This window comes from Bacillus sp. FSL K6-1005 (assembly GCF_038000225.1).
Lineage (GTDB): Bacteria > Bacillota > Bacilli > Bacillales > Bacillaceae > Bacillus > Bacillus mojavensis.
In genome coordinates this window covers 2,213,734-2,236,457 of sequence record NZ_JBBOBP010000001.1, presented here as the reverse complement: position 1 = coordinate 2,236,457, position 22,724 = coordinate 2,213,734, and the positions used below count along the sequence as shown (strand labels likewise).

The window sequence follows — 22,724 nt, the reverse complement described above, 5'->3', positions numbered from 1 at the left end:
TATGTCTTTAACAAATATAGGAGGCTTTATACATATGAATTTTTCACTTAAAGGCCGCAACATTGTTGTTATGGGAGTAGCCAACAAACGCAGTATCGCTTGGGGAATAGCGCGCTCTTTACATGAAGCGGGCGCACGATTGATTTTCACATATGCAGGTGAACGCCTGGAGAAATCTGTTCATGAACTCGCTGGAACTTTGGAGCGAAACGATTCCATTATCCTTCCTTGCGACGTAACAAACGACACGGAAATCGAAACTTGTTTCGCAAGCATTAAGGAGCAGGTCGGTGTGATCCACGGTATCGCGCATTGTATCGCGTTTGCCAACAAAGAAGAGCTTGTCGGCGAATATTTAAACACAAATCGTGAGGGCTTCCTTCTAGCTCACAACATCAGCTCATACTCACTGACCGCTGTCACAAAAGCGGCGCGTCCGATGATGACTGAAGGCGGAAGCATCGTAACGCTGACTTACCTTGGCGGAGAGCTCGTTATGCCGAACTACAATGTGATGGGTGTAGCGAAAGCTTCTCTTGACGCAAGTGTGAAGTACTTAGCTGCTGACTTAGGAAAAGAAAATATCCGCGTTAACAGCATTTCTGCTGGTCCGATCAGAACATTATCTGCTAAAGGCATCAGTGACTTCAACTCAATCTTAAAAGACATCGAAGAGCGTGCACCGCTTCGCCGCACGACCACACCTGAAGAGGTGGGAGATACAGCTGCATTTTTATTTAGCGATATGTCCCGAGGCATTACAGGTGAAAATCTTCATGTTGATTCAGGTTTCCATATCACTGCCCGCTAAGCAGTTTCACCTTCAAGCAGTCCCAAACAGGGATTGCTTTTTTATTTCTTCTGATTTTCAGCATTCTGTCATATAGATAGAATATGACAGAATCGGAGGGATGAAGATGTCTAATAAGAAAAGAAACGCGGATAAAAAACCGCTCATGTATATTGTTCAGCCGGACCATGTGGAAACACGCTCGTCCATGCAGGAGATCGTCATTAAAAGAAAGGCTAAACCGGCTCCGCCAAAAGCAGAGGAACAGCCGGTTTACCATGAAAAAGAGCGGGAAGAGATTCAGGTAAAAGATGCTGTGGAAACAGAGGAAAAAAAGCGGGAAGACATTCAGGCAAAAGATGCTCAGCAAACAGAGAAAAAACAGGCAGAGGAACCAGTGCGTCAGCAAAAACAAGAGGTAAGAGAGCCGGAGAACCAGAAAAAGCAGCAGGTACCGTTAGAAGAGCCGCAGGCAATTGAAGTAATCCCCAAACAGCAGTCTCGGGAAGCGGAAAAAAAGGAAGAGCCTGCACCTGAAGCCCGTAAGCCTGAAAAGGAACCGGAGGCCGTGCATAATGCAGCTAAAGCTGAAGAAAAGGCACCGCCGGCCAGAAAAGTGAAAAAACCGATGAGCAAGATGTCCATCCATGAAAAAATCGATTTTTTAACAAAACTGCCGCATAACATGCCGAGAGCGCTTTGTCTGATTGAAGCCAATGGAAAAACGTACAGAGGCGTGATTGTCGGAAGAAGAAATGATTCCGTCCTGCTTCGGACGACCGGAAATGGTGCTCCGACTGAGCTGGCGATCGATGAGATAACATCTCTGCACCCGTTAGGTTTTTAATGAAAGCAAAAAGCTGCCCGGCAGATCGTTCCGGCAGCTTTTTTACATAGAGAAAAGCCTGCAAATCTTGCAAGCTTTTCCGTCTTATCATGAATGATGATGTGTGCGATTGATTAAACGAGGATTTAAGCAATTGATCGCGCAGAAGCAGTCTAAATCCACTTCAATACAGTAGTTCGTTTTTTCAAGTCGGAACACTTCACAAATCGTGTCTTTATCGGTGAAGTCCAAAATGTGTTTGTGTTCGTCAAAAGCGATTAATAAGGATAGCGTTGCGCAGCTGCCATGAACTTTTTCCACTCTAAAAAATACTGTATTAAAGCAAGGTCCGTTATCCAGCTCGCCGACATTACCGAAGGCGACTAAAGGCTTTGATTTTGATGTAAATATTGCAAAAGGCACTGTATCGCCTAATGAATGGTTTACTGACAAAAGCTTGGAATGGCAGCCGGTCGGGCAATCCTCTTCAACCGCGTTTTGCAAATCTTCAATTTGTTCTACCGCTTCACGCACGCAGCTTGATGTTTTCTGGCTCATATTATCCCTCCTGCCTTGTAATTTTGAGACTGGCGAAATGATGGAGAGTCAGCTGCCTCACTTTCGAAGCAGCTGAATGATTTGCACCTGTAATAGAGTTTGGAAGGGGATTCCTCTTTACAAGTGTTTATCCATTGTGATGATGCTTTTTATCTCTGTTAGGGGATGTTCTGTCAACTAACTCTGGTGACAGGCATTGAATCGCACAGAAGCATCCGAGATCCACTTCTATGCAGAAATCTGTTTTTTCAAGCCCGAAGAAATCCGGGTCGCAAGGATGGCAAACACTTAATGTTTCGCCTTTAACATCGACCGGGCGTAAAATAGACAGTGTAGCGCAGCAATCGCATAATTTCTCGACGCGGAAGAAAATGGATTCAAAGCATTGCATATCATCCACAAATCCCCCCACGTTTCCAAATGTGGAGAACAACCCGCCTTTTTTATCAAAAACGAGAAACGGAATTGTGTCTTTTCCAGCAATCGTAGGGTTTAAAAGGTTGGTATAGCAGCCAGTCGGACACTGTTCTTCAACTGCCTCCTGCTCTGCTAAAATCTTTTCCACTGCATCGCATACACAGTTCTCATGTCGGCCATGGGTTTTTCCGCAGCTCATTGATTTCAGCTCCTTCTTTATAGGGTATTTGACTTTAGTCCTTAACAACATATGTACTCGTGCCTCACTTGGTGTGGGTGAACGTCTATATATTCATCATATGCGGGAAAATAAGAAAAAGCAGAGCGTTTTTAGCTCTGCTTTTAGGTCCTAGAGGACGAGAGTGATAACTAGGATGGCTACGAGAGTGTTTGTTGCTGTAGAGATAAGTGTTGCGATATCGGCATCTACTGTTGAGACGTTTACGCCGCGGGAGCATTCGATGAGAAGTTTTTGGCGGTTAACTTGCTTGTTAGCTGTCAGCTGCAATAAATCTTGTGCGACTAATTCGGCGATGACTCCGTCTGCAATGGATGTGAGTGTAGCTGTAACTACAGCGGCATTAAGCGCTGTTACAACTGATGTTACGGCTTGAACGTCTGTAGATGTAACGTTAATGTCACAAGAATCTCTAATAATAATCGTCTCATCGGAGACTTGTTTGTTGAGATTTGCCTGAGCTAGATCTTGGTCGATGAAGGCATTGTCGTTGCCAAAAACCCCATTGCCATTACAGCAAATATCGCAATTACATTTTCTTTCTTCTTTTTTATCTTTTTCGTCTAACGGATGGTCACAGTCAGGATCAAGTGCAACCCAAGAATATGGTCTGCTTTCCATATCTATTCCTCCTTTTCTTTTACTGTTATTAAATGAGCGAGCCTCTTACTTTGACTGAGGCATATATCCTGATGAAGAACCCTATTTTTTATGATTGGTTTGAATTGTTATTGTTTTTCCGTCTTTGTCTGAGCTGCTCAATTAATTGTTCTCTGCGGCTTAACGGCTTTTCGTTCTTTTGCTCTTGCGCCGTTCCTTCTTCTTTTTTCTTCTTTTGGTTTTCAATTAACGCTTCTGATTTAGCCTGCAAGTCTTTTACCAGATTCAAGAGCATTTCTTTTTCTTCATCTGATACTTTTTTCATTTTGTCTTTGGTCACGCCGTGTTTCAGAAAGATATTGTGGACCAGCATTTTCGTCATCGGATCAACTTCCGGAAGCTTTGCAAGCTCTTCTTTAATTTTGTCGTTATCTGACATTTGATTTCACCTCGACTTTTGAGTTTGTGAAAAGAAAGGGTTAAAGGACGTCAAGTTCATTGAGAATGCTGTTAAGCACCTGAAGCAAAATTTGTACAAAGGTTATTATTTCGTCGGCAGATAAAGTGATTTTGATATTTCGGCTGTTGATAATTTTAATGATGGTTCTTTTTTTGATTTGGGAGCTGTCAAGAATAAGAATTTCGCTTGCTACCGCGTCAGCTAAGTCCTCGTCGGCGATGACGAGCTGTGTTGCCAGGATAATCATTGTTGTAACCAAGGCTTGTATAGAAAGGGCAGATGTTATATGTGACGTATCTATTGTGATATTTTCGCAATCAATGACTTCGATCTGCTGTTCGAATTCGCTTGATAATTGCTCAAATATTTCAGGATGCAGGGATTCAACTTCTTCTTCAAATGACATAACCTTCACTCCTTTCTTATCCATACTGTATATAATGCAGAAGAGGTGCAGAGCGGAATAAGAAAAATAACCAATTTTCAACAGGACAAGATACAAATTCATGAAAGCTAGGGTTTCTGCATATATGTGAAGGGGATGATGAAAGGAGTGAACAAGTGGTTATCAATTGGCTGTCTCTTTTCCTTCTTTCGCTTGCGGTCTTCCGGCTCGCGCGTCTTTTCGTGTTTGATACGATTATGGCGCCGCTGCGCAGCCTTTTTCATGAAGAGAAGGAGGAAAAGGATGCGGACGGGAACATTGAAACGTATATTGTCATAAAGGGAACGGGTGTGAGGGCGTTTATCGGTGAATTGCTGAGCTGCTATTGGTGCACAGGCGTGTGGTGCGCCGGCTTTTTGATTTTGTGCCAGGCATTCATTCCAAAGGTGGCCCAGTGGCTGGTTTTGCTGCTGGCGATCGCCGGGCTGGCCGGTATAATTGAAACCCTTGTATCAAAATGGCTGCAGGAATGAGGCATTCCCACCAGCAACTTTCCGTCAGTATCCGCATAAAGTAGCATATATGACATAAGGAAAGGAAGGGATCAAAGTGAATCAAATTAACAAACCTTCCCAAAAAACTCCATATACAGATTCATCGTATCAAACAAAAAAGATCAAAAAGAAAGGCTGCGGGTGCGGCAGTAAAAAGAAAAAACCTCAATAGCCTGACCCTGACAAGAGACCGGAGATGTCCGGTTTTTTGTTTTTTTTAACAATGCTGATTCGCTCAGCATATGTCATGAGAGGGGGGATCTCATGAATGAGTTTGAAAAATTCATAGAGGGCAGGTATGAACCGCACGATCAAAAGCAAAACAAGCATGACGAGATGATCAAACATATTGAAAAGGAGTTGGCTTTATTTGACGAAGCCGGCCTGTCGTTTGAACAAGAAATTGAAGAATTGGCTGAAAAGACGGAAGCCTTACTGAAAAAACGGCAGGCTCAGCATGATCCATTATAAATCCGCAAGCGCCCTATGCGGATATCCAAGCCAATCATGATGACTCGCATAGTGTATAGAGAGTAAAGGAGGTGCTTAGTTATGGGATTTGGTTACGGAGGCGGCTGCTACGGCGGCGGTTATGCTGGAGGATATTCAGGCGGTTACGGTTCAACATTCGTTCTTGTGGTCGTACTGTTCATTCTTCTCATCATCGTAGGTGCATCTTTTTTTAACTACTAAGAAATGAATGAAGGAGGAAGTACGGATGATTTCCGTGCTTCTTCCTACTTTATGTATTCTTTGCTGCTATTTAAATCAGTAACTTATTTCTGCTTGCAAATCATCACATTATACGTAAAGCGTTCATATAATACTGTATTACTCCGCCAAAAGGAGGCGTATTATGGATAATCAATTTTTTAAGAACATTGAAAAGAAAACAGGCGTGAACATGCAGGATGTCATGAATCTTGCAGGCTCACTTCAAAACGCCAATTTTAAAGATGAAAACACAGTCCGCAGCGTCATTAAGCGCGTGGCGCAGCTGGCAAACAGACGCGTGCCGAAAGAAATGGAAGATAAGATTGTCCAGTCCATTACAAGCGGAAAAGAAAAGCTTGATTTTGGAACGATTTCTAAAATGTTGGATAATAAATAAGCGGATGGCCTGGGCAACGGGCCTTTTTTACAGTGAAAAACCCGGCAGTATGACTGCCGGGCTGTTTATTTGGGCAAGAGCTGTCTCGTTTGCTGCAAAAGAGGATACAAAAACCTTGAACGGTGGGCTGTTTTGCCGCGCCTGTTTGCGGGACAAGACAAATATAAATGCTGTTTGGCCCGTGTCATTGCAACATACAGAAGACGTCTTTCTTCCTCAAGCGGAGCTTCGTCTCCCTTTCTCGCTGTTTCTAATGAGAAATCATGCGGGATGGAGCCGTCTACCGTGCCTAATACATAGACGGTTTTGAATTCAAGGCCCTTTGATCGGTGAATGGTCATCAGCTGTACACCGTTTTCATCTGTTTTGTTTTTCTCAGCAGCCCGCATGTGATCCACATGGGCGAGAAAGTCAGGGATGGTTTTGAATTTTTTTGCGACAACCTTGACGTCACGCAAGTCATCAGAGCCTTTTTCCAGCTTGTTTCCTTCGTTGCCCCGTTTTTTTAAGTATTCGGAGAAGCCCATTTTTCCTTCAGCAAAGGTAATGGCTTCCACAGGCTTCATGGTGCGGATGCTTGCGAAAAAGGGTACGATTTTTTTGATTTTATCCAGCTGGAACGGCTTCAGATCCGGCAGTTTGGCCAGCGCCTTAATCATGGAGCAGTCCTCGGTAATCGAGAGCGCCTTCAGCGTGTTTAAAGCAGACTGCTTTAGAAATAAGGCAGGCAGCAAGTGTTTAATCGCTTCAGTATCATCCTCGTTTTGACTCGCGTACAAGTATGCGAGTATCTGGCGGACGATTCTTCTGCTGTAAAAGGACTGGACGCCGCGATCAGCGGTATACGGAATTGATGATTGATGAAGCCTTTCATAAATGGCGCGGCCGGCGCTGTTTGTCCGGTAGAGAACCGCAAAGTCTTCAGGTTTTGCGCCGTTTTGAATTTTTTCTTTCATATCGGAAACCACCATTGTCGCTTCTTCTTCTTCGTCATAAGGATAAAACAGCACAGGGACCTGCGAGTCGTCACGAGCGGCTTCCAGCATCTTGGCATACCTGTTTTTGTTCTTTTTCACGACAATATCAGCACTGGAAACGATCGGATGTGTTGAACGGTAGTTCGCTGTTAAGTAGATTGTTTTGGCACCAGGATAATCCTTTTGAAACTCCAGAATAAAAGAAGGGCTGCTGCCGCGAAACGCATAGATCGACTGATCGTCGTCCCCAACACAGCACAGGTTTTGTTCCGGACTCGCCAGCATTTGCATGATTTTATATTGGACCGGATTAATGTCCTGAAATTCGTCAATTAAAATATACGTAAACCTAGATTGATATTGCTTCAGAAGATCAGGCCGCTCTATGAACAGTTCATAGCAGGCAGACGCCATATCATCAAAATCAAATTGGCGGTGTTCTTTTTTCTGGCGCTCATAATATTGGTACAGGCGGTAGACTTGTTTTTCCCAGTCATCCTTTAAAGGAATACGTTCATTCGGCAAAAAAGTGTTTTTCCAGAAACCGATTTGCTGCAAGGCCTGATCAACGGGGAACTCTTTCTCATCTACGCCTTCTTCATAGAGTGCTTTTTTCATATATTGTTCCTTTTGCCATTCCATTTTCAACAGGTGCTCGCCATTCCACTTGGCAGAATCATAGTGATACAGGATTTTATAAAACAAGCTGTGGAATGTTCCGGTGACAAGTCTTCTGACTTTTGACGGCTGTAATCCGTACTGCTTCGCCATGCGATCTTTCATTTCCGCGACGGCTTTTGTTGTAAAGGTGACAAGCAGCATATGTTCCGGTGGTATGTCTAGGTGTTCGATCATGTGGGCAGCGCGCGCGGTCAGCACACGTGTTTTTCCGCTTCCTGCACCGGCAAGCACCAATAATGGACCTTCCGTTTCCGTGACAGCTTTCAGCTGATCTGTGTTTAAGCCGACAGTCGGAAAAAGGCTCGTATCAGGTTCTAATGTTTTTTGAACAAATGGTGTTCCGGGTTTAATGCTTCTCGGCCGCTGCCATTCCGTGACAGCCGGAGACGAGTCAGCAGCAATCGCTTTCCCCTTGGGTAATCGAAAAACACCGGATTCCTGATAGTTTTCCTTCTTTTCTTCTTTAGCGGGTTTCGTTTCGCAGGCCTCCTCACATGCCGGAAAATGGCCTGGCTGGCGGTGGATAAACTCCGGCGGATCGGTGATATTAAGCCTTAACAAAACGGGTTTTCCGCAATGAGAACAAAATAAATGGCCTTTTATTCCTTCTTCAAAAAGGAATTGATAATGTTCTCTCGAATATGTATGTAAATGTATGGTTCGATCATTCAGTCGGGCGCATTTCAAAAAGGGGTCCTCCCAATCAAAAAAAGGTGTTCATTACAGACAAAGACTATCATATCAAAAGAAACGTGTTTCAAAAAGTAAGTTTAAGGGAAAAGAGACAGCAGAAGGGTGGGTACCGAATGATATATGCAGGTCAGATTCAGAACCAGCAATACGCTCAATATGCCAATCGCACAATAGGCCATAAACAGGATTATGCCGGAACAGAGAAGGTCAGATACGTCCCGTTTCAGCGGATGTACAAGGAACTTGAAAAACAGCAGGAGATTCAGACAGCCGCTGAAAGAAAAGTAAATGAGGCAAAACGTAAGCGCTCTCTTTATAAAAGATTGCGAGAAAAAGGGATAGGCACATCTATTAATCGATATGTATAAAAAACCGTTCACATGAGAGAGCGGTTTTTTATATGCAAAAAAATCCGGATCTCTGAAGACCCGGATGGTGTTTAATCCTTAATCATTTGCAAATGGGGAATGCCGGCATCGAGAAATTCCTCTTCAGACAGCACCCGATAGCCATGTTTTATGTAAAATGGCACTGCTTGTGTTTGCGCATTTAACATAAAACCTGAAGCACCGCCGTCTGCTGCCGCTTTTTCCAGCGCTTTCATAATGATGCCGCCGACACCGGCTGAGCGGTGGCTTTTTAAGACACAAATTCGCTCTAATTTGCCGTATCCGTTCTTTAGCCGCCATCTTCCGGCGCCGACCGGCTGATCTCCGTCATACACCACAATATGCTCTGATTCGTTTTCAAGCTCATCAATTTCTTCTTCAGCTGGTACGTTTTGTTCTTTGACAAAGACTTCTTTTCTTACATAAAATGCATCTTTCATTTGTTCTTCATTTTTTGCGATAACAGCTTCCAAATCGTTTATTCTCCTCCGCCTAACAGGAACGTTTCATACACCGTCCATGAACCGTTTTCCAATTGATACAAGAGATGAAAACGGTCAACGATTTCTTCATGAGATACTTCCTGCATTTTTAACTGCCCTAATACATCAGAATGCTCATCGTCGGAAAGGTTTTGGCCGACCGTCACATGCGGAACAAAATTGTATTCCTGATTACCAGCTAATACACCGGTGTAAAGTTTTTCATTCAGTGTTTTTAATTCTTCTGTCGGCTCAGCTTTAATGTAAATGACATTATTGACAGGCGCAAAAGAACTGTATTTGGTCATTTTGAGAACAATCGGATGAGATTCTTTAGCGATTTCTCTCAATTGTGATACCAATTCACCGGCTTCCTCTTCTGTAAATTCAAATGAAGATCTCAGCGTCAAATGAGGCGGGATCAGGGAATAGCTCGGATCATAGCGCTTTCTGTAAGAGTTCGCGAGATCTTGCAGTTTTTTTGATGGAAATAAAACGATTCCGTATTTCATAGTATGTCCCTCCTGAAAATAAAGTATGTTAGAGCATTTTTTTCAGAGCCGGCGTAATGAGCGGCTGCCAGTATGTCCACTTGTGGTCTCCATCAAATGGCTCAAAATAATAATCGGAAAGCTTCTCCTCCAAGAGCATTTTCAGCTCCTGATTCGGTTCTGTGAAGTCCAAAATATTGCCGTCTGTCGTATGGACATCTGTTTCTTTTGTTCCGATTTGGTGGTAAAGAGAGAGGTGTTTGATGTCGTCTGACTGTCTCACGGCATCTAATACATGTTGATCAACATAGGGAGACTGCATGATGATGTTCCCAAACATATTTGGATAATCAAGCGCTGTCATAAGAGAAACGGTCGCTCCGAGAGAATCACCGATCAGTGTCCGCCCGTAGCCGACTTGGTACGTCGGAAATTCATGGTCCGCAAAAGGAACTAGCTCGTGGGCAATAAATCGTTTATATGCCGAAAACTTAGAACCTTCCGGATGATAGGTTTTTCTGCGTTCTTTTACATCCTTGTAAGGAACACCGATAATAATGCTTCGGTCTATTTCTCTTTTAGACAGCAATTCCTCCACTTGTCTGCCGATTCTCCCCAGCCTGAAATAATCGTGGCCGTCCTGCGCGATAATAAGATGATATTTATAAAGAGGGGAGTAGTTTGACGGCAGATAAACGAGTACTGTCATTTCCTCGTTAAGCTCTTTTGAAAAGAGCTTCTTTTCTTGAACTGTGCCGTTTTTCGGTGCCATAATACATTCCTCCAGGACATCACTAGACTTTCTTGCATTTGAAATTATTGTACCATGAATTATTAGAAATTTCTCTCTTTAAACCGTTCGGAACTCGAAGAAAAAAGTATTGAAATAAACTGCAAATTGCGCTAATATAAAACAATCAGAAAATTGAAACCGATATTTCTTATCGTGAGAGGTGGAGGGACTGGCCCTTAGAAACCTCAGCAACCGGCTTGCTTTGCATATGCAAAGCGCCAAGGTGCTAAATCCAGCAAGCGTTTATTATGCTTGGAAGATAAGAAGAAGCGTTAAACCCCTTCTTCTTATGAAGAAGGGGTTTTTATTATGAAAAGGGAAGGTGTCAGCTATATGTCACAGCACGTTGAAACGAAATTAGCCCAAATCGGAAACCGAAGCGATGAAGTAACAGGAACAGTGAGTCCCCCTATTTATTTATCAACAGCATACCGCCACAGAGGGGTCGGTGAATCAACCGGATTTGATTATGTTCGGACAAAAAACCCGACACGCCAGCTTGTTGAGGACGCGATTGCCAGTTTAGAAAATGGAGCGAGAGGGCTTGCCTTCAGTTCGGGAATGGCAGCAATTCAAACGATTATGGCGCTGTTTAAAAGCGGGGATGAACTGATCGTTTCATCAGACTTGTATGGCGGCACGTACCGTCTGTTTGAAAATGAATGGAAAAAATACGGCTTGACCTTTTATTATGATGATTTCAATGATGAGGGCTGTTTACGCTCCAAGATTACACCAAATACAAAAGCAGTGTTTGTGGAAACACCGACAAATCCGCTGATGCAGGAGGCGGACATTGAAAAAATCGCTCGGATTTCAAAAGAGCACGATCTTCTGGTGATTGTTGACAACACATTTTATACACCGGTTTTGCAGCGTCCGCTTGAGCTTGGAGCCGACATTGTCATTCACAGCGCAACCAAATATTTAGGCGGGCATAACGATCTGCTTGCAGGGCTTGTCGTTGTCAAGGATGAACAGCTTGGAGAAGAAATGTTTCAGCATCAAAACGCCATCGGCGCAGTCCTGCCTCCGTTTGACTCATGGCTTTTGATGAGAGGAATGAAGACGCTCAGTCTCAGAATGCGCCAGCATCAGGCGAACGCTCAGGAGCTAGCGGCCTTTTTAGAGAAGCAAGAAGAAATCAAGGATGTGCTTTACCCGGGAAAAGGAGGCATGCTGTCCTTCCGTCTGCAAAAAGAAGAATGGGTGAATCCATTTTTAAAAGCACTGAAAACGATTTGCTTTGCGGAAAGCCTCGGCGGGGTGGAGAGCTTTATTACATATCCTGCCACACAGACACACATGGACATTCCTGAAGAGATCCGCATCGCAAACGGCGTCTGCAACCGTTTGCTGCGCTTCTCGGTCGGAATTGAGCATGCCGAAGATTTAAAAGAGGACCTAAAACAGGCGTTATGTCAGGTCAAAGAGGGAGCTGTTTCATATGAGTAATCATAATTGGACGCTGGAGACCCAGCTCGTGCACAATCCATTTAAAACAGACGGCGCAACCGGGGCGGTCAGTGTACCGATCCAGCACGCCTCGACCTTCCACCAATCTTCATTTGAAGCGTTTGGCGCATATGATTACAGCCGCTCAGGCACGCCGACAAGAACAGCACTCGAAGAAACAATTGCCGCACTGGAAGGCGGAACGAGAGGATTTGCTTTCAGTTCAGGCATGGCTGCGATCTCAACAGCATTTTTACTTCTCTCACAGGGCGATCACGTTCTTGTGACAGAAGATGTATACGGCGGTACCTTCCGCATGGTGACAGAGGTTTTGACCCGTTTTGGCATTGAGCACACGTTTGTTGATATGACAGATATCAACGAAGTGGCGCGGAGTATCCAGTCAAACACAAAGGTCATTTACATGGAGACACCGTCAAATCCGACACTTGGGATTACTGATATTAAAGCGGTTGTCCAGCTTGCAAAAGAAAACGGCTGTCTGACCTTTCTGGATAATACATTCATGACACCGGCACTGCAGCGTCCGCTTGATCTCGGCGTGGATATTGTGCTTCACAGTGCAACAAAATTCCTGAGCGGACACAGCGATGTGCTGTCAGGCCTCGCTGCTGTCAAAGATGAAGAGCTTGGGAAGCAACTGTATAAGCTGCAAAACTCGTTCGGCGCCGTCCTTGGTGTGCAAGATTGCTGGCTCGTGCTGCGCGGCTTAAAAACATTACAGGTCCGGTTAGAAAAAGCGAGCCAAACAGCGCAGCGGCTTGCGGCATTTTTCCAGAAGCATCCGGCGGTGAAACGCGTGTATTACCCGGGGCTGTCTGATCATCCGGGCGCTGAAACTCATAAAGGGCAGTCGTCGGGAGCGGGTGCTGTGCTTTCCTTTGAGCTAGAAAGCAAGGAAGCTGTTCAGAAATTAGTAGAGAACGTGTCGCTGCCGGTCTTTGCTGTGAGCCTTGGCGCCGTGGAATCGATTTTGTCCTATCCGGCAACGATGTCTCATGCGGCAATGCCTAAGGAAGAACGCGAAAAACGAGGCATTACTGACGGCTTGCTCCGTCTCAGTGTGGGAGTTGAACATGCAGATGATTTAGAGCGCGATTTTGAAGAAGCGCTGAAAGAAATCGCGCCAGTGGCGGTCCGTTAAAAAAAGAAGCCGGCGATAGCCCGGCTTCTTTTTATTTTTCATCATCAGGATTGAGAATCGCCAGTACTTGATGATCCTCCCATTTTCCGTTGATTCTCACGTTTTTTCGGGCAATGCCCTCTTTATGAAATCCCGCTTTTTCTAATACGCGCATGGACCCCAGATTGCGAGGCATGACACCGGCTTCAATGCGATGAAGTTTTAACTCGTGGAACGCATAATCAACAACCAATCTGACGGCCTCAGTCATCAGGCCCTTTCCGTTATGAGCTTTGTCTAAAAAGTATCCAATAAACGCGCATTGCAGCGCTCCGCGGATCATTTGAAAAAGGGAAACCGTCCCGATTAATGTATGGTCTGTGTTTGTGAAGATGCCGAAGTGATACTCTTGGTCATTCTCCAGCCTTTGCTGATATTGTTCGATCCTTTTTCTCTGTCCTTCAATCGTATAGTAATCGTCTGCGCGAATCATGGAGAACTGTTCAAAAAATTCCCGGTTTTCGCTTTGCAGCCGAAGATTCTCTTCAGCATCTTCTGTTTCTAAAGGTCTTATATAAATAGTATGTCCTTTTAACATACAGTAATCTCTCCGTTCTCTCGTCAGCAATTTCTTTTACATAATATTCTAAGGAAAGTGTGGAAATCCTTTATAAAAAGGAAGAAAACCAATTTCCCATAAAGGTGCCAACATAATTGCCGATCAAGTAGCCGAGTGTGCCGACCAGCATAATTGGCGCAACAAGCTCTCGCCACCCTTTGGCAATCGCCATCGCAGCAGCTGTCGTAGGGCCGCCGACTGTGGCGTTTACGGCAAGCAGAATTTCCTCAAGGCGCACGCGGAACAATTTACCGACAGCTAAGGAAACCGCTAAATTGCTGATGGCAATGATAAAGACAAATAAGAGAATAAGAGGCGCATTTGTAATGATTAATCGGAGATCTGCAGGAATACCAATTACCACAAAAAACAAATAAATCAAGTAGGTGCCAAGCTCCTGAGATCCATTGAGCCCTTCAAAAAAACGAGGGAACAGAAAGATGATGAGAACAGATAGAGACGTCAACACAAGGTACTGATCGCCAAGCGTCCCGGTCAAAAGAGGATGGGAAAACGTAATTTTGAAATAGCCGGAAATCTTAACGCTTACCGCAACAAGGGCAAAAGCAGCTCCGGCATTAAAGGCAATATCCTTTAATGAAATGTCCCTCCGCTTCCAATAGCTTTCCGCGCTGTTATTACTGTTTCCTTCTGCTTTTGCCTTATCTTCAAACGGCATCGCATAATGCCGGCGAAACCATTTGAGTGCGGGAATGCTGATTAAAATAAAAAACAACAGCGCCATCATAAAGTTATCTGCCACAACCGTTGCCGACACATATTCGCCCGGTGTCTCAAATTTTGCAGCCATCGCCGCAAAATTAATCCCTCCGCCGATATAAGAGGCACTGATCATTCCGCCGATCTTGTCTAGATAGGGAATATGCTGTTTTAATAGAAAAAAAGCGGCGATGCTGCCAAACACAGTCCCTAAGGAACTTATAAGAAAAATAAACAGCAAACGCCTGCTTTCCTTAAATATCTGCCGCACATTGATCTGAAACAGCAACAGAGGAATCGCAAGCGGCACCACATATGACCACACAGTATCATATACAGGCGATTCAACAGGAAGCACTCCGATATTTGTAAACACCATAGCACCTAAAAGCGCGATGATAGCGCCAGACACAGCGGACGCCCACTTAAAGCGCTGCTCCAGCCCGATGCTCACTGCTGCCCACACCGCAATAAACCCCCACAGTACCCAAACATCATCAGAAGAAATCAAAGAATGCAAAACCTCATCACCTCTATTGTTAGAAAATTAAGACATATTATAATAGCCGATGAACATAACAGCAAGTCCGAAAAAAGTTTTTCTAAAAAAGCAGTTGACGAATAGAATGGAAGGTTATATAATAGAACTTGTCAGAAAGACAACAACATACCCAGCAACACATACATATCATGATTCCGTAGCTCAGCTGGGAGAGCGCTACCTTGACAGGGTAGAGGTCGCTGGTTCGAGCCCAGTCGGAATCATACACGGCGGTTAGAGGCGTTATATCAACGTTTCTAGCCGTTTTTTATTGCGTTGACTTAGTCGATGACTTAGGCGTATTAATGCGCAGGGTAGCGGTGGACTGTTACCGTGTTGAACGTTTCTTATTCTATTAAACCGGAATAGGAGGCGTTCTTTTTTTATGGATAATATTCGAAAAGGGAAACCGATTAAACGAACACGCAGGCGTAAACTTCGTGATCTCGGTGACTTGGACGGATTATTTCAAACGTTCATCACGATAAAGACAGCCGAAGGAAAAGCGAAAGGAACGTTACAACAGTATCGCGATAATTATAAATCTTTCACTACGTTTCTTGATGAGTTCGATATACCTCGTTCTCCTACGGTTATTGATCGAGATACAATAAGACACTACATAAACTATATGCGCAATGATTGGGTGCAATTTAAGGGGAACGTTTATATATCGGATGAGGAAAAGAAGCGAGGTCTATCAGATAGCACGATAAATACGCGCTTAAAAACACTTCGAGTGATGTATAACACCCTGGAGAACGAAGGACTTATTGACAATAATATAATGGACGGAGTTAAGAACGTAAAAGAAATAGAGGAGCATATTATTATTTTACAACCAGATGAGCTACAACGTCTTTTAAAAGCGCCTGATAAGAAAAACTTTGCAGATTTTCGTGATTATGTATTGATGAACGTATTGTTAGACGGAATGATGCGAATTGGTGAAATAACACATGTTGAAAAGCGAGATTTTGATTTTAAATCTCATATATTAACGATTCGATCATCTATTGCAAAAAATCGAAAGACACGATATATACCTTTACTACCTACTACATGTCGGCTAGTTCAAGAGTTAATCGCTGAAAATGAATTAGATTTTAGAAGTGATTATGTTTTTCTGACTAACTATGGAGCTCGTCTTGACAGAAATCATTTTAGAAAGAGATTAGTTGATTTTGCGGCAAAAGCTAACGTAAAAAAGAAGGTGCATCCGCATTTATTTAGACATACTGCTGCTACGATGTTTTTGGAGAATGGAGGAGATAGCCGAATGCTTCAAAAGCTACTCGGTCATTTAGATTTGCGAATGATACAGAGATATACACACGTGGCTGATAAATCGGTAGCGAAGGCGCATGCCAAACATACAGTGATGAATTACATTATCAAAGCTCAAGCTATGCCGCGAAAGATACAAAGGTCCTAAAACAAAAAAAGAACGCCATCCAGCGGAAATAAATCCGATAGATAGTACGTCCTAACCCTACGTCTATCTTATCGAAAAAAAGCGTACTTGTCTACGTTTATTTAAGTGCGCCTAATTTTCCGACGGACCGGTGTCTCTTATCGAGGAGAGAAACCGAATGTACACGAAAGAAGTCTCTAAAATGGCTTCGTTCCGTTCAGTGGACGAGCTTAACGGCGCCATCCGTACGCACATATACCGCAATAAATCCGATCTAACGCCTGCCGCAATCGAGGTTCTAAAGGTGTTGTCTCGTCATGCCGTCAAAACGCTGGGCGTGGCGTATCTGAAGCTCGCAACGATCGCAGAACTAATCGGCAAGCACCGCGTAACCGTTATTCGCTCCATTAAACGGCTAATTAATCTCGGTATTATCCGCAAAGAAATTAAATACCGGCCAGTATCCGGTGGCAACGGCGCCAATATGTACGTTATCCTGCCGGCTGTTAAGACCGATGTTACCCCGTCCGTGTTACCCCGCCAAGCTGCTGAAAAGTCAACGGAGACAAAGGCGGAAGTACCGAAACGGAAAGACGAAGCTGTTATTTCTCAAAGCGAAAATAAGTTACTACATAATACGTATTCTGCGTTTAAATCGGCGGTCAATACGTTTGTCAGCGATCGCAAGTTAACGAACAAGCTTTACGGCATCTATCTCGCGCATACGTCGTATTTAAAAGGCGTTTATGCTGCTGAATCACTTCAAGAAATCGGACTGGAAGCCGTACGGCAAACATTTATCACGACTAAACGGAAGGCTATACGCAATCTTGCCGGCTACTATAACGGCGTGCTGGATCGGATGCTCGACCGTTTGTATGCTGCGCGATTTGATTCGTTAACGCCTCGGTAGCGTCTTCGTGCGTTAGTTCGTCGTGTTGTTAGCGAATAGCTTCGTTCGTGTTTCGTTAAAATTAGTATTATTCTACTGTTTTATGTTCGTATTTTAGATATAAAAGCCAAATTTTCTTTAGTTATATCAATTTAATTTTCGTACTTTTGTTGAAAATGATTATTTGAATGCCTATCCTTTCATTAGAAAGGAGTGTTTGAAAGTGACAAAAAAGAAGGATATTTTCACTGTCAAAGAGGACTTAACTGAGTTAGCTAATTTAATACATAAATTGAGTTCATCCAATTCTTTTAAGGGCCGTACAAAGATTGAAAAGGCTCTTATTACTGTATTAAGGCAAATGGAGGTTGCGGGGAGTAGGAAGCGAACCATGAGTGATTATCGTCTTCACGTAACAGACTTCATGGACTCAGAGAGCCTGACATTTTTGGACGAAATAACTACTGAATCAATTTATTTATGGCTTGAAAAAATGGATGTCAGCTCACAAACAAGACTAATACGTCTAAAGTGTCTAAAAGCTTTTTTATCGCGGTGTTTTGATAATGGATGGTTTGAAACGAAGTTTTGGAAGAGTATTAATATAAAGGTTGATAAACGAGTGAAAGAAGGGGCGACGGAGCAGGATATAAAAATACTTTTATCCGTGCTAGATTTAAAAGATTTTGTCCAATTGCGCGATGCTACGGCTGTTCTCCTTATATATAAAACGGGGATTCGTGTAAGTACCCTGGCAAACCTCGAGGAAAAACACATTGATCTCTCGGATAAATTACTAAGATTGAACGGAGATATTCTTAAGAGTCGCGAATCTTTATTGCTACCGTTCGATGATGTTCTTGGACGCATGTTAGACGTTTTGATGAAACAAAACAAAGCCATCCGAAGTCAATACCAAAAAGATAATAACTACGTTTTTATTACGAAACAAGGTGGACCAATCGCAACGGGACCATCAAACAACAACATACAGAAGCGTTTAAATAAGTACGCTCGTGAGTATGGCTTGAAAAATATTAATCCGCATGCTTTACGAAGAGGTTTCGCTAAATCATTACTTGATAAAGGCGCTAGATTAACAGATATATCAAAAGCGCTCGGCCATAGCGACCTTTCCGTAACAACACAGTATTTGTATCTAGATAAGAACGAAGTAGTGGAAAATCTACGGGAATTTTTATAAAAGACGCCGATTTACTCGACGCCCTCTTCCGTTTCTTTCACTTCGAATAATTCTTCGTATTTGGCTCCGGTTGCTTTCATTATCGATGCGACATGCCAATCGTAATGCCTTTCGGAATGATCAAACCGAGATATCGACGCCTGCGGAACGCCGGATCTCCGCGATAATTCGGATTGCGACCACTCTAGCTGCGAAAGAACCGCACCAAGACGAGGCTTTACCGTAAGTTTCATTTCGATCACCTCAGCGTTAATTATAACGGAAAAACTACGCAGAATGTCAGCCTTCGCCGTCTCACGCGCGACCCTCCAAACGCTTTACAAAACTTTACGTAAAGCAACGTAAAAGTAATGGAAGTCCAAGTATATCGCGCATTTATTCAAGCGGATGTAAAGTCGGATTTTATGCAATATTTTAGCGCGATAAAGCGTATGTGAAACACCATCAAGCGCGGTATATCAACGATGTATAAAATCGTGCATAATCGAGTAAATACGGGAGTTCACAAACCTAGTAATATCAACGTTTATCCAATGCTGTAACTTCCTCGAGTGGTGATTATGTAAACTGTTTTTGAATATAACATACAGCGATATACGAATGAGCTAAGTAGTTAGAAGGAGCTAAATCGGTATAAATATACCCGTATGAAAAACGAAAAGGGGGCGGGGGAGGAAAAACGAAAAGCCCGGCCACCAGGCGCATTTTAAACGCGCATTTCAAAAATTCACTTTGACTTATGAAAAAAGACGCCGGTTTACTCAGCGTCCTCTTCCGCGGCTTCTTCAATTTCGAATAGTTCCTCGACTTTCACGCCGAGCGTCTTCGCTATCGAGAAAACGTGCCAATCTTCGTGGCGAGTGTTCTTATCGAATCGCGAAATCGAACCTTGTGTTACGCCGGATGCTTCTGCGAGCCTTGCTTGCGTCCATCCTTTTTCCTTCATTACGGCATGTAGGCGTGGTGTTGCGTTTAATTTCATTTCGATCACCTCTGTGACTATTATAATTTATTTAAATAGAGAACGGATAGTTTATCCAGTTTTTCAGCACAGATTTAGAATGCGAAAAATAAGCGATCAGATCGCTAGCTAAAGCATCAGTTTAAGAAGAAAAATGGATTATAGGAGATCCCTTCGTTTAATTTATAATGTTATCGCAAAAAGTGTTTGATCTTAAATATTTTTTAAAACAACCGATATTATATTTTGAGGTGATAATATATATTGCGCTATTTAGAAAGTTCGCACCCAATTGTTGATAGGTTAGCGATGTGTCTTAGTATACTGTGTTGGTTTATTTATCCAATTTTACTCTTAGGTTTTGCTTACATGCGAGAGTTCCCGCTTCCTTACTATATATTACTGAACTTAAGTTTCTTTATGTTTTTGCAGGTATTACTCACTGTGGTACACGAAAAAGCTCATGCATACGCTGCTTCTTGCTTTTCATTCAAAACTGAGATTAGCTACCGTAATAAAGATAAAAAACATTTTAGAGATGGACAAAAGTTTTTCAAACCATGTTGTCTATTTGAGGGTGATGCAAAAATCGGTAAGATTGCTTTCGTTACTATTGCAATTGCACCTGCAATTACGCTTTCATTAATATTTTTGTTGTTTTTACTACTTTTCAAGACATATTTATCTCAATTTTCAGATGTGTTTTATTTTGGAGCTTTGCTGTACCTAATAAAATTAAGAGGTTGTTCAGGTGATATTAGTCTTATAATTGGAGCGTTAAAGCAGTCTAAGGGCGTTAAATTTCAACAATTAGACGCGGGTAACTTTAGAATACTTTAAAAATGAAGAAGACGCCTTACGGGCGTCCTTTTTGTATTATAAGCAATGCAAAAATATACTGAGTTTTATAAGTGGATTTTCACACTTTATGAAAAAGGATTTACAATGTCTAGTTTTAAAAAATCTGCTTAAATGTTAGTTATACATAATTATCTTTGGATACTTTATCATATATCCAGTAATATAGTTTTTCATACAAAAAATTAACCTCGTTCTTCATATGAATGTAATCAATGCCAAAGTTTTCTTTACCATCACCATAAACATTCTCCTCAAGCTGTTGGTCAAAAGGATATCTAAAATAAATGGAGTATGGATCAAAATTATTTAACTCAATTATTAATATATGAAGCTTTCTTAATACTTTTTTGCTTTCGTTATCTTTTGCAAATGAATAACTTTTATGTAATTCAGAGGTAACCATATCCCATAATGGACTTAAGTTATGTCTATTTAATTTATCTTGGATTTTTGTTTTGTCTAATTTTCTTTTTATGTAAGCATGATATAAAATTGCTTTTAGACATAACTCAATTGAGTGTCTGTATAGATAAATAATTGGAATGATTGTACTATCAATGGAATGATTGTTCAAGCCTTCGTATGATGAAATTAACTTATCGGCAGATTCTTTAAAGTAATTGGAATATAGTATTAAATGTTCATCGTGGGATCTGAAAGTTTTCTGCCAGTTAGGATAAGCATTTTTATAAATATCAATATTGCTTTTGAAAATCAATTAGGAACCTCTCCTTTTTATTTTTTATTTATGACACCTTCTATTGCCTCAGAAATTGTTGACCATTTTTCTAGTCCGCGTGCTACATGCGTACCTTTACCTGCTATTGTCGCGTATGCTTCATGTGTATTATTGGCTTCAAAAACTCTAACCGATAGATCCCTCTCCCTAAAGAGTAGCCATTCTTGTTTTTCACCGTCAAATAGCATCATTGTCTCCTTTTACTTCGATTAAACTTATGATCTCGTTTATGTCTTCAATGTCTAATGTGTTTGCTATACGTTCAATATGTCCGAAATTAATATTTTGCCTCTTACCATTTATTAACTCACTTAACGCTGCATGTCTTATTCCACATTTATCAGCGAGAGCTCTGAGCGAAAGATCCTGCTTTTCCAAAAGATCCCCTATATTAACTTTAACTTTTTTCATTATTTCACCTCCAACTGTATTTTTTTTCTTGACTATACGTAATAACGTACCATATAATCGTTAACAAAGTGGTACTTGAAAGCGTAACGTTTTAAGGGGAGGAGCTTTTAAATGAAAACATTTGATATAAAAAATGTGGATTGCTTCCATTGCGATCCGCAGCCTTACAAAGCACTGCGTCTTGGCGGACAATTAAAGGAGGTAATCGGAGAATGAACGTTTACTATAAAAAAACTGTTGTTGGTTGGTGGAATATTTATCCTGCAGGCTCAGACGCGCAGTTCGTAAATCTTTCGCCAGAGGAATTTTTTACGCTCTTGCCTCAGGTATCCCGAAAAGCATTTGCTGGTTGCGCAGATATAAATCTTAAGGCAGCGCAAGAATTATTCGGTGAGGAGGTGCGGTCGGCATGATGAAAAAATTTGGTCCGAAGAAGGTGAAACTTCACTGGCACGGAGTCGCTTTTGATACGGGGCTGCCGATACACGAGGTATCTGACGCCTGGTTAATGAGTCCTGACATCATCGGAAAATATATGGGAGACGATGAGCTCGCATTTTATGAAGTTGACAGCCTGGAGAGGCAGGATGACGGTTTTCATTTATACGAAGATAACCATCCACGCTTTTTCACGGTAGGAACGTCGAAAGTAGGCACGGATCTTTCCAAAATCAATTTTCCTGAACTCGCAAATATGTCATTTATGGATTACATTCGGATTGGTTTCTCACTAGAAAGGGAGGGTTCACGATGAATAAATACAGTGTTTCTAAATCAGCAGTGAAAACGGCGATAGCCCGTCTCGGTCTTACAAATACGCAGGCACCGAACGCGTTAATTAAATACGCGCAAAGAGCGTCATTCGTTTGGTCACTCGGTTCTACAAGCGGCAGCCAAGCCGTTTACGACAATTATAACGAAAGAGTGCGTCTTGTAATTGCCGAGAATGGTACCGTATTAGACGTTTTCCCTATTGATTACGCGCTGCAGTCACCGCACAACTTATCGGAAGAGGTACGCCAATCGCTTAAGGAGTCGACTAAAGAGACTTTGATCGCGAGAAGAGACGAGACCCATCGCAAGTGGTGCGAAACTGAACTCGCTTTTCACGAAAATAGTTACGAAATCGCTAAAGTGCGCCTCCAATTAATTGACGCAAGTATCGAAGAAGCCGCGACGTTAAACAGACGTTTAGCGGACCTTTGCGCAGATAACAAGCGATTACACGAAGATAGATCAGCACTAAGAAAAGAACGGACTGAACTAGAGCGTGCTCTTGTACCTTATATCTAAGATTGCGGACGGAACTAAAATTCGA

The 22,724-nt window shown here is 42.5% G+C and carries 32 protein-coding genes, 1 tRNA gene and 1 riboswitch; of the genes, 17 read left to right on the top strand and 16 right to left on the bottom strand.

The genetic code is table 11. The features are described 5' to 3' along the window. Positions 1 to 34 precede the first annotated feature (34 nt). Both fabI and cotO read left to right on the top strand, forming a co-directional pair. Positions 35 to 811, top strand: a complete 777-nt coding sequence (gene fabI, locus NST16_RS11805) for an enoyl-ACP reductase FabI (protein WP_010333773.1) — start codon at positions 35 to 37, stop codon at positions 809 to 811. A gap of 100 nt (positions 812 to 911) precedes the next feature. After that, positions 912 to 1,637, top strand: a complete 726-nt coding sequence (gene cotO / locus NST16_RS11800) for a spore coat protein CotO (RefSeq protein WP_340886796.1) — start codon at positions 912 to 914, stop codon at positions 1,635 to 1,637. An 87-nt stretch (positions 1,638 to 1,724) separates the two neighbouring features. On the opposite strand, the gene cotZ is transcribed toward cotO, so the two are convergent. The 5 genes from cotZ to cotV all read right to left on the bottom strand — a co-directional run bounded on the left by cotZ (position 1,725) and on the right by cotV (position 4,295). Further along, positions 1,725 to 2,174, bottom strand: coding sequence for a spore coat protein CotZ (gene cotZ, locus NST16_RS11795; protein ID WP_168747436.1), 450 nt, complete (start codon positions 2,172 to 2,174; stop codon positions 1,725 to 1,727). A 127-nt stretch (positions 2,175 to 2,301) separates the two neighbouring features. Then, positions 2,302 to 2,790 (bottom strand): spore coat protein CotY, encoded by a 489-nt coding sequence (cotY, locus tag NST16_RS11790; protein WP_010333777.1) that lies wholly within the window; start codon positions 2,788 to 2,790, stop codon positions 2,302 to 2,304. 150 nt (positions 2,791 to 2,940) lie between these two features. Further along, positions 2,941 to 3,450 (bottom strand): spore coat protein CotX, encoded by a 510-nt coding sequence (gene cotX, locus NST16_RS11785; protein ID WP_268449940.1) that lies wholly within the window; start codon positions 3,448 to 3,450, stop codon positions 2,941 to 2,943. Positions 3,451 to 3,538: 88 nt separating this feature from the next. Continuing rightward, positions 3,539 to 3,868 carry a spore coat protein CotW gene (gene cotW, locus NST16_RS11780; protein WP_059352739.1) on the bottom strand — a complete coding sequence of 110 codons (330 nt, stop codon included), beginning with the start codon at positions 3,866 to 3,868 and terminating at the stop codon, positions 3,539 to 3,541. Between the two features lie 40 nt (positions 3,869 to 3,908). Then, on the bottom strand, positions 3,909 to 4,295 hold the full coding sequence (gene cotV, locus NST16_RS11775) for a spore coat protein CotV (protein ID WP_326330433.1): 387 nt from the start codon (positions 4,293 to 4,295) through the stop codon (positions 3,909 to 3,911). A 155-nt stretch (positions 4,296 to 4,450) separates the two neighbouring features. Here cotV and NST16_RS11770 point away from each other — a divergent pair, with 155 nt between their 5' ends. From NST16_RS11770 to NST16_RS11755, 4 genes are all read left to right on the top strand, one after another. After that, positions 4,451 to 4,807, top strand: a complete 357-nt coding sequence (locus tag NST16_RS11770) for a DUF1360 domain-containing protein (protein WP_326330432.1) — start codon at positions 4,451 to 4,453, stop codon at positions 4,805 to 4,807. Positions 4,808 to 5,092: 285 nt separating this feature from the next. After that, a complete protein-coding gene (locus NST16_RS11765) occupies positions 5,093 to 5,299 on the top strand; it encodes a hypothetical protein (RefSeq protein WP_326330431.1) in 207 nt (68 codons plus the stop codon). Between the two features lie 81 nt (positions 5,300 to 5,380). Next, entirely contained in the window at positions 5,381 to 5,521 is a 141-nt protein-coding gene (locus NST16_RS11760) for a YjcZ family sporulation protein (protein WP_010333783.1), read from the top strand. Positions 5,522 to 5,684: 163 nt separating this feature from the next. Then, entirely contained in the window at positions 5,685 to 5,939 is a 255-nt protein-coding gene (locus tag NST16_RS11755) for a stage VI sporulation protein F (RefSeq protein ID WP_010333784.1), read from the top strand. Between the two features lie 65 nt (positions 5,940 to 6,004). Here the strand turns inward: NST16_RS11755 and NST16_RS11750 are convergent, their stop codons facing one another. Beyond that, entirely contained in the window at positions 6,005 to 8,284 is a 2,280-nt protein-coding gene (locus NST16_RS11750) for an ATP-dependent helicase (protein ID WP_340886777.1), read from the bottom strand. 119 nt (positions 8,285 to 8,403) lie between these two features. Between NST16_RS11750 and NST16_RS11745 the strand changes: the two genes are divergently transcribed. Next, positions 8,404 to 8,658 (top strand): hypothetical protein, encoded by a 255-nt coding sequence (locus NST16_RS11745; protein WP_010333786.1) that lies wholly within the window; start codon positions 8,404 to 8,406, stop codon positions 8,656 to 8,658. A gap of 71 nt (positions 8,659 to 8,729) precedes the next feature. Here NST16_RS11745 and NST16_RS11740 read toward each other — a convergent pair whose 3' ends face one another. The 3 genes from NST16_RS11740 to NST16_RS11730 are packed head-to-tail and all read right to left on the bottom strand — an operon-like array spanning position 8,730 to position 10,424. Continuing rightward, on the bottom strand, positions 8,730 to 9,152 hold the full coding sequence (locus NST16_RS11740) for a GNAT family N-acetyltransferase (protein WP_168747443.1): 423 nt from the start codon (positions 9,150 to 9,152) through the stop codon (positions 8,730 to 8,732). 5 nt (positions 9,153 to 9,157) lie between these two features. Next, positions 9,158 to 9,673 (bottom strand): YjcG family protein, encoded by a 516-nt coding sequence (locus NST16_RS11735; RefSeq protein WP_010333788.1) that lies wholly within the window; start codon positions 9,671 to 9,673, stop codon positions 9,158 to 9,160. Positions 9,674 to 9,701: 28 nt separating this feature from the next. Then, on the bottom strand, positions 9,702 to 10,424 hold the full coding sequence (locus NST16_RS11730; RefSeq protein ID WP_168747444.1) for an esterase family protein: 723 nt from the start codon (positions 10,422 to 10,424) through the stop codon (positions 9,702 to 9,704). A gap of 166 nt (positions 10,425 to 10,590) precedes the next feature. Beyond that, a riboswitch (SAM riboswitch) is annotated at positions 10,591 to 10,711 on the top strand. A gap of 67 nt (positions 10,712 to 10,778) precedes the next feature. Between NST16_RS11730 and metI the strand changes: the two genes are divergently transcribed. Beyond that, a complete protein-coding gene (gene metI, locus NST16_RS11725; protein WP_340888349.1) occupies positions 10,779 to 11,900 on the top strand; it encodes a cystathionine gamma-synthase/O-acetylhomoserine thiolyase in 1,122 nt (373 codons plus the stop codon). Further along, complete coding sequence (metC, locus tag NST16_RS11720; RefSeq protein ID WP_340886768.1) at positions 11,893 to 13,065, top strand: cystathionine beta-lyase; 1,173 nt, start codon at positions 11,893 to 11,895, stop codon at positions 13,063 to 13,065. Before metI ends, metC begins: the two co-directional genes overlap by 8 nt. 31 nt (positions 13,066 to 13,096) lie before the next feature. On the opposite strand, the gene NST16_RS11715 is transcribed toward metC, so the two are convergent. Both NST16_RS11715 and NST16_RS11710 read right to left on the bottom strand, forming a co-directional pair. Then, entirely contained in the window at positions 13,097 to 13,642 is a 546-nt protein-coding gene (locus tag NST16_RS11715) for a GNAT family N-acetyltransferase (RefSeq protein WP_010333792.1), read from the bottom strand. Positions 13,643 to 13,712: 70 nt separating this feature from the next. Further along, positions 13,713 to 14,903 carry a DUF819 family protein gene (locus tag NST16_RS11710; RefSeq protein ID WP_326217253.1) on the bottom strand — a complete coding sequence of 397 codons (1,191 nt, stop codon included), beginning with the start codon at positions 14,901 to 14,903 and terminating at the stop codon, positions 13,713 to 13,715. Between the two features lie 172 nt (positions 14,904 to 15,075). Here NST16_RS11710 and NST16_RS11705 point away from each other — a divergent pair. The 4 genes from NST16_RS11705 to NST16_RS11690 all read left to right on the top strand — a co-directional run bounded on the left by NST16_RS11705 (position 15,076) and on the right by NST16_RS11690 (position 18,434). Next, positions 15,076 to 15,148: transfer RNA gene (locus NST16_RS11705), tRNA-Val, on the top strand. A 161-nt stretch (positions 15,149 to 15,309) separates the two neighbouring features. Continuing rightward, on the top strand, positions 15,310 to 16,359 hold the full coding sequence (locus tag NST16_RS11700) for a tyrosine-type recombinase/integrase (RefSeq protein ID WP_340886765.1): 1,050 nt from the start codon (positions 15,310 to 15,312) through the stop codon (positions 16,357 to 16,359). A gap of 157 nt (positions 16,360 to 16,516) precedes the next feature. Then, on the top strand, positions 16,517 to 17,251 hold the full coding sequence (locus NST16_RS11695; protein WP_010333795.1) for a helix-turn-helix domain-containing protein: 735 nt from the start codon (positions 16,517 to 16,519) through the stop codon (positions 17,249 to 17,251). A 202-nt stretch (positions 17,252 to 17,453) separates the two neighbouring features. Further along, a complete protein-coding gene (locus NST16_RS11690) occupies positions 17,454 to 18,434 on the top strand; it encodes a tyrosine-type recombinase/integrase (RefSeq protein WP_340886760.1) in 981 nt (326 codons plus the stop codon). An 11-nt stretch (positions 18,435 to 18,445) separates the two neighbouring features. Here NST16_RS11690 and NST16_RS11685 read toward each other — a convergent pair whose 3' ends face one another. Beyond that, the gene (locus tag NST16_RS11685) at positions 18,446 to 18,667 is read right to left on the bottom strand and encodes a transcriptional regulator (protein WP_010333797.1); all 222 of its coding nucleotides are present in this window, start codon (positions 18,665 to 18,667) and stop codon (positions 18,446 to 18,448) included. 524 nt (positions 18,668 to 19,191) lie between these two features. Further along, positions 19,192 to 19,416: a helix-turn-helix domain-containing protein gene (locus tag NST16_RS11680; RefSeq protein WP_010333798.1), complete on the bottom strand. Its 225-nt coding sequence runs from the start codon at positions 19,414 to 19,416 to the stop codon at positions 19,192 to 19,194. Between the two features lie 243 nt (positions 19,417 to 19,659). On the opposite strand from NST16_RS11680, the gene NST16_RS11675 reads away from it, so the two are divergent. Beyond that, positions 19,660 to 20,235 carry a metalloprotease family protein gene (locus NST16_RS11675; RefSeq protein WP_010333799.1) on the top strand — a complete coding sequence of 192 codons (576 nt, stop codon included), beginning with the start codon at positions 19,660 to 19,662 and terminating at the stop codon, positions 20,233 to 20,235. Positions 20,236 to 20,374: 139 nt separating this feature from the next. Here NST16_RS11675 and NST16_RS11670 read toward each other — a convergent pair whose 3' ends face one another. From NST16_RS11670 to NST16_RS11660, 3 genes are read right to left on the bottom strand one after another with little or no spacing between them, the layout of a single operon-like run. Further along, positions 20,375 to 20,974 (bottom strand): hypothetical protein, encoded by a 600-nt coding sequence (locus NST16_RS11670; RefSeq protein ID WP_010333800.1) that lies wholly within the window; start codon positions 20,972 to 20,974, stop codon positions 20,375 to 20,377. Between the two features lie 17 nt (positions 20,975 to 20,991). Continuing rightward, positions 20,992 to 21,186, bottom strand: coding sequence for a hypothetical protein (locus NST16_RS11665; protein WP_244265955.1), 195 nt, complete (start codon positions 21,184 to 21,186; stop codon positions 20,992 to 20,994). After that, on the bottom strand, positions 21,173 to 21,406 hold the full coding sequence (locus NST16_RS11660; protein WP_010333802.1) for a helix-turn-helix domain-containing protein: 234 nt from the start codon (positions 21,404 to 21,406) through the stop codon (positions 21,173 to 21,175). Before NST16_RS11660 ends, NST16_RS11665 begins: the two co-directional genes overlap by 14 nt. A 212-nt stretch (positions 21,407 to 21,618) precedes the next feature. Between NST16_RS11660 and NST16_RS11655 the strand changes: the two genes are divergently transcribed. The 3 genes from NST16_RS11655 to NST16_RS11645 are packed head-to-tail and all read left to right on the top strand — an operon-like array spanning position 21,619 to position 22,699. Continuing rightward, a complete protein-coding gene (locus NST16_RS11655; RefSeq protein ID WP_010333803.1) occupies positions 21,619 to 21,819 on the top strand; it encodes a hypothetical protein in 201 nt (66 codons plus the stop codon). Further along, a complete protein-coding gene (locus NST16_RS11650) occupies positions 21,816 to 22,160 on the top strand; it encodes a hypothetical protein (RefSeq protein ID WP_010333804.1) in 345 nt (114 codons plus the stop codon). Before NST16_RS11655 ends, NST16_RS11650 begins: the two co-directional genes overlap by 4 nt. After that, the gene (locus tag NST16_RS11645; protein WP_340886746.1) at positions 22,157 to 22,699 is read left to right on the top strand and encodes a hypothetical protein; all 543 of its coding nucleotides are present in this window, start codon (positions 22,157 to 22,159) and stop codon (positions 22,697 to 22,699) included. Before NST16_RS11650 ends, NST16_RS11645 begins: the two co-directional genes overlap by 4 nt. The last annotated feature ends 25 nt before the right edge of the window (positions 22,700 to 22,724 follow it).